The organism is Balneola sp., from assembly GCA_002694685.1.
Lineage (GTDB): Bacteria > Bacteroidota > Rhodothermia > Balneolales > Balneolaceae > Gracilimonas.
Map to the genome: position 1 here is coordinate 15,270 of NZMW01000017.1, position 17,152 is coordinate 32,421.

Below are 17,152 nucleotides of genomic sequence, written 5' to 3' on the forward strand. Positions count from 1 at the left end.
ATTCTTTTCATGAACCCATTCTCCGATTCTTTCAGTTAAGATTGATCGAAGAATATATTCTATAAAGGGGTAAAAGGGATTAACCGTAATTTCTTTTTACGAAAAAAAAGCCGCCTCATGCGAGACGGCTTTCTTCAATATTAAGTGAATTAAAAATCAGACTTCAGAACCGATTAAATCATATCCGGCTTCTCTCCATCCTGCAAGCCCCTCTTCAAAATCACTGACGTTTGTATAACCCATTTCTTCGAGCTTTTGAGCCAGGTTTGGAGAAGCATCGCAGTCAGCATTGGCACAGTAAACAATGATTTCAGCATCCATATAAGGGATTACTTCTTTAGCCCTTTCTGCATTTTCAGTTTGAATATTTATAGATCCGGGAATATGCTTGGCCACATAGGCATCTTGCGATAATGCATTTATGATTATCGGTGAATGTTCACCGGTCATTTTACGATATAAAGTTTCTGCGTCTACTCGTTGAAGTGTTGCTGTAGCAGTCATAATCTTTAAGATTAGATTCGACTTCTAAGTTCATTTCTATAAACAAATCATAGTCTGTTGTCATTCAGAGGAGCTTTTCGGAATAAATGGAATAGAAGATGTTTGCGGCAGGATCGATAATATCATCAGGGAAATCATAGCTGGGGTTATGTAAAGGAGGAAGACCTTTTCCTGAACCAAACCCAAATTGGGCACCTTTATTGGTAGCAGTGAAATAGGCAAAATCCTCCGACCAATTATTAGGTTTGTCCATTTGCTGAACCGTTAATTTTTGTGTTTTTGATGCCTGACTTACCATGTCTACACAAGTTGGATCGTTTTCGGTGGCGGGATAGATTTCAGAATAGCTCCATTCAAAATCCAGGCCATTCTTTTGGGCAAGTTCTTTGACTATGGACTCTGACTTTTCACATAGCAGATCAAGATCATCGTTCTCATAGGCACGTAAGGTTATGCCCATTTCGAGGCTACCCGGAGATATTCCAAAAGAAATTTCCCCTAATCGAATAAATATGAGGGTAGCAATGGTGTGATCAGAAAAGGCAGCTCTATTATTATTTGCAAGCTCCAGAATTTGATGCACAATTTGATTGGCTGTGCCGTAAGGATTAAGCCCATTCTGAGGTTCCGCTGCATGAGAAGTCTGTCCTTCAAGCTTTATAGTCATTCCACAAGAGGCGGCAGAAAAACTTCCTGTTTTCAAAAGAACGGTATTCTTTTCTACACCGGGAATGTTATGAAGGGCAAAAATATAGTCAGGAGAAAGTGCATGGAATTGCGGGGATTCAACGACATCTTTAGCTCCCAGATAGGTTTCTTCTGCAGGCTGAAACAGCAGTACGGCTTTTCCTGATTTGGGGCGGTTCTCTGCAATCAGTTGCCCGAGTCTTGCAATGACTGCCATATGACCGTCATGTCCACAAAGGTGTGCCACACCGGGAGTCGAAGAGCGATAGGCTTTAGTTGATTTTTCCTGAATCGGTAGGGCATCAAGTTCACAACGAAATACTAAGGTTTCGCCGGGTTTTTTGCTATCAAATACAAAGGCTTTGCCTGTATCTGAAATAGAGATCTCTTCATCAGGCTTATGCTCTTCGAAGAAAGAGGAAATTCTTTTTGAGGTTTCAAACTCCTGATTGGAAAGCTCTGGATAACGGTGAAGAGTACGTCTCAGGTTAATAACACTTTTTAAGTCAGACATAACTAATTTTTTACTGCTGTAACCATAATTTCTACTTTGGCATCAAGGGGAATGCGGCTGACTTCAACGACAGCTCTCGCCGGGGGATTTTCAGAAAAATATTGAACATATACATCATTAAAAGCACTGTAGTCATTCAAATCAGATAAGTAAACCTGAGCCTTTACCACATCAGAGAGAGTAAAATCGGCAGCCTGAAGAACAGACTGTATGTTTTTGAGAGTTTGATGTGATTGTGACTCTAAATCATCGCCGGCAAGCTCGCGTGTTTCAGGGATGAGCCCAATTTGACCGGATAAATAGATTGTATTTCCGGTTTGAACTGCCTGCGAATAAATTCCGACAGCAGCAGGTGCGCTTTCGGTATTTATGATTTTCTTTTGCTGGGATGAGTTCGTCTCAGATTCGAATTTTACGCAAGAGGTAATAAGGCCTGCGGCAAGCAGGCTTAAAACGATTGGTTTCCAAAACATAGTTTTCTCTGTTTGAGTGGTTTTCATGATGAACTGATAGCTGTAGTTGCCTAAACTTTTTTAACCTGATCTTTCATTGCACCAATAAAGCGATCGATTTCTTCCAGCGTCGTATACACGTTAGGAGTAACACGGATACCCTGAAATTGTGCATGGTTAATAGGGGTGGTTATGATACGATAATCTCTCCAAAGGGTACCGTTTAGTTCATTAGGCTCCAATCCCTTAATCTGAACAGTAGCAATTCCACAAGCATATTTGGGATTTCGGCTGGTGTGAAGAACTACCTTATCTCCATCCACAAGTTCATCAATCCACAAGTCATTGAGATATTTTAGCCGAGCTTCTTTTCTGGCAGACCCAATACCTTCATGGAAAGTAAGAGCTTCACCAATTGCGAGGAAATTAGCAGCGGGGTGAGTCCCAATCTCCTCAAACTTACGGACGTCATTATCCTGAGATTCTGCTGCTGCCATGAGGGGCCAAAGATCTTTGATCTTGTTTTTTCTTACATATAACATTCCGGTTCCATGAGGGGCAAAAAGCCATTTATGAAGGCTTGTTGTGTAATAATCGCAATCGAGGTCAGCGTGGTTAAACTCAAAATGAGCGTATGCGTGGGCACCATCAACAATAACAGGGATTCCCTTTTTACGAGCCATTTGTACCACCTTTTTGACCGGTAAGATTTGGCCCGTCAGGTTAATGATGTGGCACATCAAAATGAGCTTTGTATTTGGGGTGATGGCTTCTTCAAATCGGCGTACGATTTCTGTATCATCTTCAGCAGGAACGGGAATGCTAATTTGGTTGAGTTTGATACCCTCACGCCGCTCACGCTGTTTAAAGGTGTTTATCATACGCGGGTAATCCTGATCGGTGGTTAAAACCTCATCGCCTGCCTTCAAATCAAACCCAAACTGACAAATCTGTAAGCTTTCTGAGGCATTTCTAGTGATGGCGATTTCTTCTGTATCTACCCCAAAATTCTTGGCTAGTCGCTGGCGAACACCTTCTCTTCGTGGTTCAAGAATACGCCACATATTATAAACGGGGGCCTGATTCGAGAAATCCAGATGCTTTTTCATTGCTGCCTGAACGAACTCAGGAGACGGACTGACTCCGCCATTGTTTAGGTTGATCAAGCTGCGATCTACCGTAAATGCTTGTTGGACCGTTGACCAGAAATCTTCATTTATTGCAATTTCTTGAGCCGTTCCCGAATAGCTATTTAATTCTTCCTGAAGCTGTTGAGATTTTAGAGGATTAAAAAAGGCGCCTGCAGTTAATGCAGCAGCTCCGCTTCCGATTTTTTTTAAGAATTGTTTACGTGTGTCCATAGCTAATACCCGTTAATGCTTTTTTGGGAGTTAGCTAATGAATAGGAAAGATGCAAGGAGAAGAAATTCGCACAAATAAAAAACCCACTACTTTAATCAGCAGTGGGTTTAAATTCATAAACTTTCTAAAGTTGTTTAAGCTTTTTTCTTAGCTGTCTCGATAGATTCTAGTAAATCCTCGGCTTCTTTGATTAAGCCTTCTGCTTTTTCTTTAGCATCTAAAACAACTTTATCGCCCTTTTCTTTGGCTTCAGAAACCAAGAGCTCTTTTTCTTCCTTCAGCTGATCGATAAGCTCATTCAGCTCATCGTAATAATTGCTGAGTTTGTAAGAAAGACGGTCTCTCGTATTCTTTCCAGTATCGGGTGCATAAAGCAATGCAATGGCAGCTCCAACGAGAGCTCCTGAAATAATGCCTGATAAATAATCTGATGATCTACTCATAATTTTTCTCCTTTTTATATTCTAAACAAGTATAGCGTAAACAAGTTCCAAATTCCAAGCTTATAACTACATTTTAAGGAAATTATTTAAACTAAACAGGTCTGTGTAACCCTTAATCTCGCATTGAGATAAAGGGAAATCTTTTTATGAATTTAGGCCTGTGTAGCCGCTTTATTTCTTCGGAAAAGTTCTTTAAACCACTCAATAGTCATACTTAGCGACACAGAGATGACGGGGGTAATGAAGAGGGTCAAAATTGATCCAAACATTAAACCGCCAATCACGGCTTTTGCAAGTGGAGACCATGTTTCTGCACCGGAACCAATTTCAAGCGAAAGAGGAATCATAGAACAAATGGTTGTGATAGCAGTAAGTAAAATAGGGCGCATTCTGCGGCGACAAGCTTCTGTTATTTGTTTGAGAAGTTCAGAGTTCTTAGCGGTAGGTTTCACTTTCCAGAAGAAGACAGGGATAAATAGATTATGCCATCTTACAGAATCCTTGTTCAGCATATCATAATCAATACCTTTGGTATAAAGGTGCATATAATCAACTAAGACAATCCCGTTATTCACGATGATACCGACCAGCATAAAGATTCCAATTTGGGAAGTTGTGCTAAGTGGATCACCTATTGTAAACAGGTAAGCAAGCGCTCCAAACATTGCCAAAGGAATGCATAACCATATCACGAAAGGATCTCTGAAGTTTTCGAACAGGGAGGCCATAATCATAAACATGAGTAATAGTGCTGCCAATAGTGCAAAACCAAACTCAGACTGCCCCTGCTGAGTCTCACGTGTGCCACCCGTAAATTCATATCGATATCCTTCAGGAAGAACCACTTCGGTTTTAAGGAAATTTCTGATTACAGGTTCATACTCCAAGGCATTACCTTGCACCTGAATGTTTACATCCAGTAGAGTCTCACGGTCTCGCCGGCTGAAAGAATCTACACCTTCAGTGGGTACAAATTGACCAACAGCAGCAATAGGAATTCGTTGATCTCCAACTTGAAAAACCTCAAGATCAAAAAGATCTTCTCGACTGGTTAAAGCTTGTTTTTGAGTTCGCACTTCAATCGGAATTTCTCGTCCATCGGCTATATAGTACCCTGCCTGGTTCCCTAAGGTTTGCGTTCTGAGATTTCCGGCAATGGTGTTCAAGTTTGTGCCAAGTTTTCCAAGACGTTCACGGTCGGCATAAAAGTGTAGTTCAGGGGTTGGATCTGTACGGCCATTATCGACAGAAACCACGGTTGGATCATCTAAGAGCTTCGCTTCAATTTTAGCGGAGATAGCTACGAGCTCTTGAATCTCAGGTCCAATGAGGCTAAGTCGAATAGAGCCACCACCTGAATTCCAGCCTCGGCCAAAGCGAAGTCCACCACCTTCAACCCGAACCCGAACATCTACGCCAGGGGAGGTTAATTCTTCTCGTAGAAGGACTGCGAAATCAGTACTGCTTTGCTCCCTTTCTGTTTCAGGAACGAGTGTTAGACTAATTTCTCCCCGGTTACTTTGAGTATTCCAGCGACTCCGGCCAATAGAGGTAATCATAGTCTCAACCTCTGGCATGTTACCAATACGGTCGCTGAAATTCTCCATCACGTTAGCGGTACGGGTGAGTTTACTCCCCTCTGGTAGGCTAATATCAATATCGATTTGTCCGGAATCAGCTTCGGGGAATCCTTCCTTAGAAATGTTCGTGTATAAGTAGAAAGTGCCTGCTAAAATGCCAACCATAGCAAGTAACGGAACCCATTTATGGTGGAAAAACCAGCCGAGTATTTTTGTATATCCACGTTCAATTTTTGAAATGCCTCTGAACGCAAGGTTTTTAGCATTAAACTGATTGGCATCTAAGGTTAGTAAAGAGATAACCGGAACCAAAATAATGGATGATAAGAATGAGAAGCCAATAGCAAAACAGATGGTGTAGGCGAACTCACGGAAAAAAGCCCCCTGCGTACCTGATATCAAAATAATAGGAATAAAAACTCCAAGGGTCGTGAGGGTTGAACCAAGAAGTGCTCCGATAACTTCATTTGTCCCTTCCAATGCAGCTTTAAAACGTGGGGTTCCCTCTTCCAGTTTTCGTGCAATACTTTCAGTAACTACGATAGAGTTATCAACCAAAAGTCCGATCGCCAGTGCCAGAGCAGAGATAGTTAAAATATTAAGTGTTAGATCTGCAGCATACATAGCGGCAAAACTGGCAGCTATGGAAACCGGGATAGAGGAAGCCACAACAAGTGAAATTCGCCATCCACCCATAAACAATAGGATTACTAAAATAACAACAACAAGTGCCGCCGTAGCCGACTGTGCAAGGTTATTAACAGAGTCTTCAATGGTTTTTCCTTCATCTGAAAGTACTTGAAGAACCACACCCGGTGGAAGTATGTCGTTAATTTCAGGGACAACCGCTTTTACGGCATTTACCACATCAAGCGTATTGGCATCTGAATTTTTTTGGACTTCTACCGAAACACTATTGCGGCCGTTTACCTTCACCAAACTGGTTACTTCTGTAAATCCATCACTTACATCAGCCACATCTTTAATTCGAATTGGGACACCGTTCTCAGAGATGTTGACAATAGTATTGGCAATTTGATCTACGGTTTGATAGGTAGATTGAGCTCTTACACTGTAATTAATCCGGTCTGCTACAACATTACCTATGGGGAGCTGTACGTTGTTCTGGCGAAGTGCATTTTGAATGTCAGCAGGAGATAGGTTATGCTGAGCCAGTTTCATTGGAGTCACATCGATATAAATACGTCGCTCAAGTCCGCCCTGAGTCTCCGCTGATGCAAGCCCTTCAATACGTTCTAGTCTGGTTTCAACGGTTTCAATACCAATGTTTCTTAGTTCATCAAGACCTCGGTTGTCAGCGTCAATACTCAGCCTCATAATGGGCCTGCTTTCGGGGTCAAATTGAAAGATAACCGGTTCCTGAGCCTGATCCGGGAGTTCACCCCGAATTTGGTCAATAGCTTTACGGACTTTAAGTTCCGTTTTGCGGATATCAGAGCCTTCTCTTAACCGCAGGATTACAAATGCATTTCCGCGGCTTACCCGTGCTTCAAGAGTTTCAATTCCTTCAATCGCAGAAACGGCTCCTTCAATAGGGTTTACTATTAACCGATTAATATCTTCCGGGGATACATTATTGTACCCGGATGAGACGGCCAGGACCGGGATATTCAATGAAGGATACAGCGTAACCTTTAGGTTGGTTAATGAAAAAACACCAAAGCCAATCACGATGAGTGTCATCATAATGACGGTAATGGGGCGCTTTAAAATACCTCCGGCTACACTGAACTGTTTCATGCTAAGGCCTCTTTTTGGTTTGCTAAGGGATCAACTTTATGGACGGCATCAAAGCCAAATTTCTCTACCCAACTATTTATGATATTATAAAAACAAGGAACTACAAAAAGCATCAGCAGAGTACTCATTGTTAAACCGCCGATAACAGTTCTTGCCATGGGGCTCCAGGTCTCTGAACCAGAACCTAACTCAAGAGCTAAAGGAACCATTGATAGAATAGTGGTGAATGCAGTCATCAAAATTGGGCGCAATCTACGGGTGGCACCATCAGCAATTGCTTGGTGACGTTCTATACCACGAGATTGTAATATTTTGATGTAGTCAATCATCACGATACCGTTGTTAACTACAATTCCTGTAAGTAAAATCAACCCTACCATTGATGTTACACTAACGCTGGTTCCTGTAATCCAAAGCATAATTAATACACCTGTTAACGCAAGAGGAATGGTTAGTATGATAATAAAGGGCTCAACCAGGCTCTCAAATTGTGAAGCCATGACCATATAGGTTAGAATGCCGGCAATCATGAAGGCAATCAGTAAAAAGTTGAATGACTCTGTTTGTTCCTCGGCAGTACCGGCAATTTCATAGCGGTATTCATCCGGCCAGTCCACATCATTCAGCAAAGCACGTGCGCCTGCGGTTGCTGTTTTTAAGTCAGTTCCTGTAAGTTCTGCTGTAACTTCTGTTACGCGTTCCTGATCAATACGAAGGACGTTCGTAGGACCTGAATACCTTTCCACACGGGCAAGGTTCTTCAATGGCATCCAGTTTCCGTCAGGGGTTTGAATTTGAATGTTGGCTAAATCGACAGACTGAGATTTATCCATTGGATCCAGCTCTACTACTACCTCAAATTCCACACCTTGATCTACAAAAGCAGTAGCAACATTCCCTTTTACGGCATTACTTACTGCTGTGGCTACCTGATTGGTATTCATTCCAACTCTTGAAATTCTCTCGCGATCCATGATTAATCGCAATTCCGGTCTGCCCTGATCAGAAGTACTGAATACGCTATTAATTCCATCAACCTGAAGTAATTTCTCCTTTACTCCATTAGCCAGTTCTTCCTTAATTGCAGGATCGTAGCCAAAGATTTGAACAATCAGTCCATTTTCTCCATCTGGACTTAGCGGATCAATAATTATTTCCTGAATCTGAACTCCGGGGACAATTTTGAGTTCTTCGAGTAGGGAGGAAGTGATTTCAAATTGAGTTCGGTCTCGCTCGTTTTGTGGGACTAGCTCGATACGAACCGTTCCTGTAAAACCACCCGGATCGTCTGCACCTTCAATTCCTTCCTTGTCGCCATAATCAGAAACTACCAAACGGGCTTCGGGGACTTCCTGCTCAATAATACTTTCAACCTGAGAGATTGAGCGTTCAAGCTCAAATAAATTCACACCCGGCTCTCTTTGTACCTGAAGAGTGAAGGCATTTTCATCAACACGCGGAAAAAATTCACCCCCGATGAAGTAGAACAAAGGAAGGCTGATTACAAAAAGGAGAACCGCACCGGTAACAACCATGCCACTTCTGTTTAGAGCTGCATCAAGCTGTTTGTTATAGGTAGATTCAATTTTGTTCAATAGGTTGCTGAAAAAGACGGCAATCTTATTCTTGGCTTCAAAAGACTGAGCCTTCTCTTTGAAAAATTGCGAAGTCATTAGTGGGATAAGAGTCAGCGCCACTAAGGAAGAAATAGATAAAGAGAAAGAAATTGTCAGTGCCAAATCACGGAATAGGAAACCGGCAATACCCGGAACAAACAATATGGGTAAGAAAACAACCAGTGTGGTAAGGGTTGAAATTACCACGGGAACGGCCACCTCTTTAGCCCCTTTTACTGAGGCCTCATTCCGACCCGCACCTTGCTCCCTAAACCTGAAAATATTCTCCAGAACAACCACCGCATCATCAACTACCATACCAACGGCAAGCGTAAGACCGGAGAGAGATATGATATTCAAGCTCAAGTCTGCGATATCCATCACCGTAAAGGTTGTGATAATAGATACCGGAATAGAAATAGCGATAATGAGAGCAGAACGCCCGGACCGAAGAAAAGCGAGCAGAATCAGAACCACTAGCAGAACGGCTTGAACTCCCGTTAGTAATAGGTTGCTGATAGATTCTTCAATGAAATCAGCTTTATTGGTCAGTACTGAAATTTCTATATCGTTGGGCAGGCTTCTCTTAATTTCGTCAAGGCCTCCAACTACTGCGTTTGCTGAAGAAACAACGTTGGCATCACTTTGGCGATATACATTCAATATCACGCCATTTTCACCATTAATGTGGACATTACCGATGGGCTGAGCGATACCATCTTCAACTTTGGCAATATCTTTCAAAAGCAAAGGCTGCTCATTTCGAACGGTTATGATGGTATTTCGAATCTGATCTACATTCTTAAATTCACCAATAGTTCTCAGTGAATAGATGGTATTTCCTTCTGTGAGCTGACCGGCTGGTACTTGTATATTTTCTTGCTGAAGCTTAGAGGCGATGTCAGCAATAGTGATGTTGTACAGACGCATCTTTTCATTGTCGATCTGTACATTAATTTGCCGTTCTAAGCCGCCGGAAGTCTCTACGGAGGCAATTCCATTGATACGCTCTAAACGTTGCTCTAAAACCTGTTTTGAGTATGTACGTAGCTCACGTGGACTTCGTGCGTTGGAGGTAACCGTCAGTACTACAATAGGCTCTTGGTTGGGGTCATAAGAGAAAACCAGAGGAGTTTCAGCATCATCAGGAATAGAGCGTTCTACAAAACCCAACTCCTTACGGACGTCATTTTCGGCTTCATAAAGATCCGTTCCCCATTCAAAATTCAGTTTTACAACAGAAGCACCCTGACTGGATAGAGACCGAACTTTACGAATACCGCTAATACTGCCAACGGATTCTTCAATAGGTCGGGTTACCAGTGTTTCGATATCCTCCGGAGCTACACCTTCGTAGCTGGTGTAAACCGTAATAGTAGGGAAGGAAACATCCGGGTATAGGTTTAACCGAAGATTTTGTAATCCATAAAACCCAAATCCTAAAAGGATGAGGGTGGTCATTAAAAATGTAATTGGGCGATCAACCGCCAGTTTGGATAAAGATCCCATCAGTACTACTCGTTTGTGGTTGAATCAGCAGAAGAAGCTTGTTGCTGGCGTAACTTTTGTAGGTAAGCCATACGTTCTTGTTGCGACATGCCTTGCATTTCTTCACGCGCTTTTGTTCGCTCTTCTTCACTCATATTGGCTAAAGGATTTTGTCTTCCTTGAGGGCGATTGCCTTGTTGAGCTTGTTCTTCCTGCCCCTCTTGTCCGCCGATTTGACGTTCCTGGGGAGCCTGAAATTGGTCTCCAGATGCTACGGCGATACGAGCTCCATCTTCAAGCCCGCTTTGACCGGTGATAATAATTTCATCGTTGGGAAGTAAGCCGCTTAACACTTCAATACGGTCGCCTTGTTCGATGCCTAATTCCAATTGGCGTCGTTCTGCAACAGAATCACCCCGCGAAACAAAAACAGAATAGGTTCGCTCCAGTTCAATAGTATTAGATTCCGGATTGATAACGGTTTCAACCTGTTCAACCAATGCACTTCGAGGAACGATCAAGGCTTGGTCTTTGGTGGTGATATTAATAACATTTTCAGCCAGCACTCCTGGGTAAATTGAATTACCCATACTAGTAAGTGTGATAACTACTTCTCCCAAACCTGTAGTAGCGTCTAGTTGAGGACTTTTTCTAGAAACAATTCCTCTTGCGCTAACGCTACTTTCATTAGAAAGGCGCAGATTAACTTCTTGACCTACAGCAACGGCCCGCCAGTCTTGTACTGGTAAATAAATGCGGGATTCATATCCATTTGTACTGGCAACCTGAAATAGTTCCGTTCCGGTTGTCGCTAAATCGCCAACTTCCAAAGCACGTGATGTAATCACACCGGTAACAGGGGCGCGTACAACGGTATTATTAAAGTCTTCTTGGGCTTGTGTGAGTGATGAACGGGCTGACTCAAATTGAGCTCGGGAACTTTGGTAAGCAGCCTGAGCGATGTCCATTTCAGACTCACTGGTAAGGTCGCGCTCCATTAAACTCTTTTGTCGCTCGTATTCAGAACTATCTCTTCGTACCGCAATTCTGGTCTGTTGTAGTTGAGAGCGGGCCTGGCTAAGCTGGTCCCGGAATGTAGCATCATATATCTTAGCAAGAGCCTGCCCTTGACGGACGGTATCTCCAAGATCCACATAAATTTCAGTGAGTCTGTTACTAACTTGAGGGAGAACTGAAATCACGTTTTGTGCTTTTACGTTACCGTAAGACCTAACCTGATCGGCAATGGAGCCAAGCTGGATATTTTGTGTTTCAACACTTGTTGCAGGTCGGCCTCCATTTCCTCCAAATCGAGAAAAGGGTGAACTGCTTTCGCTGGAATCATCACTTCCACAGCTTATTGTTAGAACAGCCAGTAAAGCAATTAAAAAGAAAGAGTTTTTCACTATTGTAGATTAAATTTATTTTTATTGGTGTAATTATACTCAACTGTACAAGTTCATGATAAAGTTCGTTTATACAAGATCTTATTTTGTAAAAAAAAGAAATGAATAGTTACGAATTGTAACAAGAATGGGAGTAAGCGAATTATTATCTTGGATGACAAATAACAACTAAACTTTCGCTCACTCATGAAATTTTTTATAGACACTGCTGATCTTGACGAAATTAAGGAAGCCAATGATCTTGGCGTACTTGACGGAGTAACTACAAACCCAAGTTTATGTGCTAAAATTGGAGTCCGTGACTTTGAAGGACACATCGCTAAAATATGTGATATCGTAGATGGAGACGTATCTGCTGAAGTTGTTTCAACAGAATATGATGCCATTGTAGAAGAGGGGCGAAATATCTCCAAAATTGCTGACAATGTAGTCGTAAAAGTCCCTCTGATTAAAGACGGGATTAAAGCAATTAAAACCTTTTCCGAAGAAGGAATTAAAACAAATTGTACACTTTGCTTTTCACCCACCCAAGCTTTGATTGCCGCAAAAGCAGGAGCCACTTATATATCTCCATTCTTAGGTAGGCTGGATGACATCTCTACCGATGGAATGCAGCTGATTCGCGATATCGTACAAATTTATGATAACTACGGGTATGAAACAGAAGTACTGGCAGCAAGTATTCGCCATCCAATGCACTTGCTTGAATGTGCTAAAGAAGGCGCTGATGTTGCAACCATGCCTCTTAGTGTTATCAAAGGCTTGCTGAAACATCCATTGACTGATTCCGGCCTTGAGCGTTTCTTGGCTGATTGGGATGATCTTCAAAAAAGCCTAAACGACTGACACTTGTCTTATAACATATTGATACAAAAAAGGCCCACGAAAATGGGCCTTTTTTATGTAAAGGAATTCTTTCCGGGCATTAATTACATGTCAGCATTTTTAAACTGAGGCGCTTTTCTAACATTGGTAGCTTGTTCAAAAGCATAAGCTATTTCAAGAAGTTGAGGTTCACTCCACGCTCTCCCAAAGAAAGAAATCCCAACAGGAAGTCCATCAATATATCCCATGGGAACGGTAATATTGGGATAGCCGGAACGAGCAGCAGGAGAGCTGGAAGAAACCGCAAAGTTATCGCCATTGGTAAGATCCGTTTTCCATGCAGGTCCTCCCGTTGGCCCAATAATAGCATCTAAATTATTCTCATCCATAACTTTGTCGATACCTTCTGTACGGGTGAATTTCATCATTCGTTCTAAGGCATCGGTATATTCCTCGGAGGTCAGATCGCCTTTCTCACTTGCTTCAATGAGCAAGTTATGATCAAAATAACGCATCTCTAAAGAATCAGCTAAGGTAGAATCGACAAGTTCAGCCATTGTTTTAACGGGGGCGTCATCACCCAAAGAGGTAAAGTATTTGTTTAGCCCATCTTTAAATTCATAGAGCATAACCTGGAAAGAGTTACCACCAACATTCGCACCTGAAATTCGGTCAACTTCAACAACAGTGGCTCCCTGACTTTCCAAGAACCGGACTGTTTCATGCATTAAAGTATCAACCCGGAAATGTCCGCCTAAAGATCCCGTCCAAAGCCCGATTCGTTTTCCTTCAAGTCCGTCAGCATTTAGAAATTGAGTATAATCGGTGTGGAAGTTTCCTTCGCTTGCCGCGGTTTTAGAGTCAGCTTCATCAACTCCAACCATCGTTCCTAAAGCAATAGCAGCATCAGTTACGGTACGAGCCATAGGTCCGGGCGTATCCTGGGTGTGGGAAATGGGGATGATTCCGGATCGGCTCAATAGTCCAACTGTAGGCTTAATACCAACTAACCCATTGGCAGAAGAAGGACAGGTTATGGAACCATTGGTTTCTGTACCGATAGAAAATACCGTTAAGTTTGCAGAAGCGGCAGCACCAGAACCGGCGCTTGAACCACAAGGGTTTCGGGTCAGATCATAGGGATTGTGAGTTTGCCCACCCAACGCACTCCATCCACTTGACGAAAAGCTACTATGGAAATTCGCCCACTCACTAAGGTTTGCTTTGCCAAGAATAACAGCACCGGCATCTCTTAATTTTTGAGTGATAAAAGCATCCTGGTTGGGAATTGAGCCGTCTAAAATTCGGGCACCAGCGGTGGTAGGCATATCATAGGTATCAATATTATCCTTCAAAACAACAGGGATTCCATGTAAAGGCCCTCGTTTATTTCCAGCCTGTAATTCTGCATCCAGCCCCCGTGCAACTTCAGTTGCTTTAGGGTTGATATAGATCATTGAGTTGAGCTGAGGACCGAATTCATCAATCGCACTGATGCGCTTTAAATAGGCATCGGTTACATCTTCAATAGTGAAAGCGCCATTGTCATAACCGGCTTGCAGTTCCGAGATCGTAATTTCTTCAAGCTCCAGCTGGTGGTACTCAGATTGGGGCTTGCAGCCAAGAATGATAAATGGAAGTAATAGAGAGAGCAGTATTCGTTTCATGAGAAAAAATATTTAGTCCGTAATTAGACGGGGAATATATCATGCTTTCAGAGTAATTCCAGTTTTATGAAATAGAAATGAGCAAGAGAATAGCGAAGATGATGTTTGGAAGGGTTCCAAACTTGGCGTCTTTCCAGGATTGTATGATCAAGACCTGTGAAACCAGAATACCTACAAAACCGGTTCCTAAGTAGAAGCTAATATTGACCAAATAAAGATTTACAGTAATCGCAAAAAGAATGAATGAAACCAGCCAGGCGATAGCAGCCGGCTTTGAGATGGGGACGTTTAGTTGCTCAACCTTAGCAAGTTCAAACCCTTTTAAAAAGCCAAGCAGGTGTATAATTCCATGTAGAGACATGAATATCAGGATGGCAGTTTTCATAAAATCTCCCCTTCATTAAAACTTTGCACATTCTAATGCTTTCAGATAAAGATTTTATGAATGTTCACTTATTTTACCAGTGAAAGCTTGCGGGAATAAGAGTAATTCTCCGTTTTCATACGATAAATATAAAAGCCACTCGAAAGCTTGGAAGCATTGAACGTTACCGTATGCCATCCCGCTGATTTATAGCCGTCTTCAAGTGTGGCTACAGTTTGCCCTAACATATTTAGTACGTCTATTTGAACACGGGTAGCTTCGGGGATACTGTAGCGGATGTAAGTGGTTGGGTTAAAAGGATTGGGATAGTTTTGTTCGAGAGTATAATTCAGTCCTGTAGAAGAGGCTCTCTTAGTTGGTTCTGATATAGGAATAAAGCTCCGTATATCAGACCAGTCAGATGCACCGCCAACATTTGTTGCCTGCATGCGCCAGAAAAATTGTTGTTTGGATGGGAGGTCACGTTCCAGAGTTAGCGAAGAATCTAATGCAGTTATGGTAGTATCAAATACAACTTTTTCAAATTCGTCATCCGAGGAAATTTCAAGCTTATAATTTTCAGCACGCTTTGTTTCTGACCAAAAGAATGTTGGGCGTGTTAAGGCGTCTTCAGTTTCATCTAAAGGAGCTTTTAAGGCTACTTTTTCAGGGCGTTCAATAATTGAAATAAATGGCCAGCTTTCGCTCCAGGGTCCTTTTTCATCGGCATTTACACCACGAACCCGCCAGTGATAATAGGTATCATGCTTTAAGGTATAGTTTAGCTCAAAAGTGGTTGTGTCAATATCTGAAACGTTGATTAGAATCGGGTCAAAGTTTTCATTTTCTGAAATTTGCAACTGATAGGAATCAGCAAGAAATGCAGGGTTCCAGGTAAAAGCAGGAGAAGTTTCGATATCCTCCTGAAGCTCGAATGGTTTTTCCAGTTCAACCTGATCAGGCATTCTCAGAACGGTTAATGGGAAAACTCTACTGAATTGCTGGGTTCGAAACTCAAGCTCAAAATTTCCTTTATCATCGGTGGTAGTTTGCCAACTCAGAACGGCTGTGGTGTCTTCATTAGGGCTGAGGGTTATGTTGTCTATGCGATCAAGTTCAGTGTCTTTTCCATCCCATAAAATGAGATCGTTGGTGTCTTTTTTCTTTCCGGAATTCTTAAGGCTGACTTCGAAGTAGATAAAGTCACCACTGGTAATGGTTGATGTAGGTGAAAAAACTTCCCGAATTACAAAATAGGAAGTGGTCCACAAAAGCTGAGGGGTTTTGTCAGGAACATATCCCCATATCGAATTGAAGGAAAACCCGGACATATTCTCATAACTTAGGTTTCCGGTGATTTCATCTGAATTCAAGGCCGTGATGCCTTCGGCGTTACCTGTGCTTACGGCAATTGATTGCCCTGACTTTTCTTTATCCCAGTACCCGGCTTTCACAGGATCACGGTTCACCCCGATGAAGCCCCCGGTTTCTAAAGTTCCGGTTACTTTGCTTACGGTGTAGGTCTCTTCAATTTTTCCATTTCTCCGGTTAACTCCGGCAAGTCCTCCGACAAGATTGAACCCGGATACCGTTCCTGTTGAATACGACCATTTTATTTCCCCGGAATGATTATTCCCAACCAGACCTCCCACGTAAGATTTTCCAGATACATCAGCTGTGGAATAAGAGCGGGTAATAAGTCCACCATTACTTCCGGATAATCCGCCAATGGAAGAGGCTTTCTCACCAGTTACCGTTCCTTCAGCAATAGACTCAGAAATAAGCCCGTCATAATTATTACCGACCAATCCGCCAGCATTATGTCCGGTTCCATTTACTTTTGATGAAGATTTGCTTTGAATGATTCGCCCCCGGTTAATGCCAGCCAATCCTCCAATGTATGAGGTGCCGGTTGCTTCTACCTTAGCTTCATTATTTTCAATCCGCCCTCGGTTAAACCCGACAAGACCTCCAACATGAGTTCGGCCCTTTATTTTACCTTCTACTGAGCTGTTTTGGATTTCACCACTCGTGACTTTTCCTGTCAGCCCACCGGTAATATTTTCACCCTGCACGGAGATCTCGGTAAGGTGTAGATCGCTGATACTTCCTTTGTTAATATGGCCAAATAGCCCATTGTATGCTTTGTTTGGCCGGTTAATTTGTAGTCCGGAAATAGTAAATCCTTGTCCGTTGAGGTGCCCAGAGAATGCATTCGCTTCGTCTCCAATTGGAATGAACCCTTGCCCCGAATTCCATGAAGTTGTTTCTGAGGCGTCAATATCCTGTAGAAGAATGAAGTGCTTATCCAGGTGATTGCTTATTTCCTGAAGTTGTTGAAGGGTTGCAACCTGGTAAGGATTAGCCAGAGAACCATTTCCGCCCGCAAACTGCGCACTAAGACTTGCCGAATAAATCAGGCAAAACTGGAAGGTTATAAAAAGAGCCCTAAAAAAGATTGTATTGATCACAAATTTAGACGT

The 17,152-nt window shown here is 42.4% G+C and carries 12 protein-coding genes; 1 reads left to right on the plus strand and 11 read right to left on the minus strand.

Annotated features, from left to right (window positions below; all coding sequences use genetic code 11):
- Positions 1-156: 156 nt before the first annotated feature.
- The 8 genes from CL667_16145 to CL667_16180 form a co-directional block, all read right to left on the minus strand.
- Entirely contained in the window at positions 157-504 is a 348-nt protein-coding gene (locus CL667_16145; GenBank protein ID MAL19230.1) for a rhodanese-like domain-containing protein, read from the minus strand.
- Between the two features lie 64 nt (positions 505-568).
- Positions 569-1,705 carry a peptidase M20 gene (locus CL667_16150; protein ID MAL19231.1) on the minus strand — a complete coding sequence of 379 codons (1,137 nt, stop codon included), beginning with the start codon at positions 1,703-1,705 and terminating at the stop codon, positions 569-571.
- 2 nt (positions 1,706-1,707) lie between these two features.
- Positions 1,708-2,178 carry a reactive intermediate/imine deaminase gene (locus CL667_16155; GenBank protein ID MAL19232.1) on the minus strand — a complete coding sequence of 157 codons (471 nt, stop codon included), beginning with the start codon at positions 2,176-2,178 and terminating at the stop codon, positions 1,708-1,710.
- A 50-nt stretch (positions 2,179-2,228) separates the two neighbouring features.
- Complete coding sequence (locus CL667_16160; protein MAL19233.1) at positions 2,229-3,518, minus strand: aminotransferase V; 1,290 nt, start codon at positions 3,516-3,518, stop codon at positions 2,229-2,231.
- A gap of 135 nt (positions 3,519-3,653) precedes the next feature.
- Entirely contained in the window at positions 3,654-3,962 is a 309-nt protein-coding gene (locus tag CL667_16165; GenBank protein MAL19234.1) for a gas vesicle protein, read from the minus strand.
- A 152-nt stretch (positions 3,963-4,114) separates the two neighbouring features.
- Positions 4,115-7,303 (minus strand): hypothetical protein, encoded by a 3,189-nt coding sequence (locus CL667_16170; protein MAL19235.1) that lies wholly within the window; start codon positions 7,301-7,303, stop codon positions 4,115-4,117.
- Positions 7,300-10,428 carry a hypothetical protein gene (locus CL667_16175; protein ID MAL19236.1) on the minus strand — a complete coding sequence of 1,043 codons (3,129 nt, stop codon included), beginning with the start codon at positions 10,426-10,428 and terminating at the stop codon, positions 7,300-7,302. The genes CL667_16170 and CL667_16175 overlap by 4 nt, the downstream gene beginning before the upstream one ends.
- Positions 10,429-10,433: 5 nt before the next feature.
- On the minus strand, positions 10,434-11,813 hold the full coding sequence (locus CL667_16180; protein MAL19237.1) for an efflux transporter periplasmic adaptor subunit: 1,380 nt from the start codon (positions 11,811-11,813) through the stop codon (positions 10,434-10,436).
- A 186-nt stretch (positions 11,814-11,999) separates the two neighbouring features.
- On the opposite strand from CL667_16180, the gene fsa reads away from it, so the two are divergent.
- Positions 12,000-12,659 (plus strand): fructose-6-phosphate aldolase, encoded by a 660-nt coding sequence (fsa, locus tag CL667_16185; GenBank protein ID MAL19238.1) that lies wholly within the window; start codon positions 12,000-12,002, stop codon positions 12,657-12,659.
- Positions 12,660-12,742: 83 nt separating this feature from the next.
- Here fsa and CL667_16190 read toward each other — a convergent pair whose 3' ends face one another.
- From CL667_16190 to CL667_16200, 3 genes are all read right to left on the minus strand, one after another.
- The gene (locus CL667_16190; GenBank protein ID MAL19239.1) at positions 12,743-14,305 is read right to left on the minus strand and encodes an amidase; all 1,563 of its coding nucleotides are present in this window, start codon (positions 14,303-14,305) and stop codon (positions 12,743-12,745) included.
- Between the two features lie 64 nt (positions 14,306-14,369).
- A complete protein-coding gene (locus tag CL667_16195) occupies positions 14,370-14,690 on the minus strand; it encodes a hypothetical protein (GenBank protein ID MAL19240.1) in 321 nt (106 codons plus the stop codon).
- Positions 14,691-14,758: 68 nt separating this feature from the next.
- Positions 14,759-17,140 (minus strand): hypothetical protein, encoded by a 2,382-nt coding sequence (locus CL667_16200; GenBank protein ID MAL19241.1) that lies wholly within the window; start codon positions 17,138-17,140, stop codon positions 14,759-14,761.
- Positions 17,141-17,152: the final 12 nt, after the last annotated feature.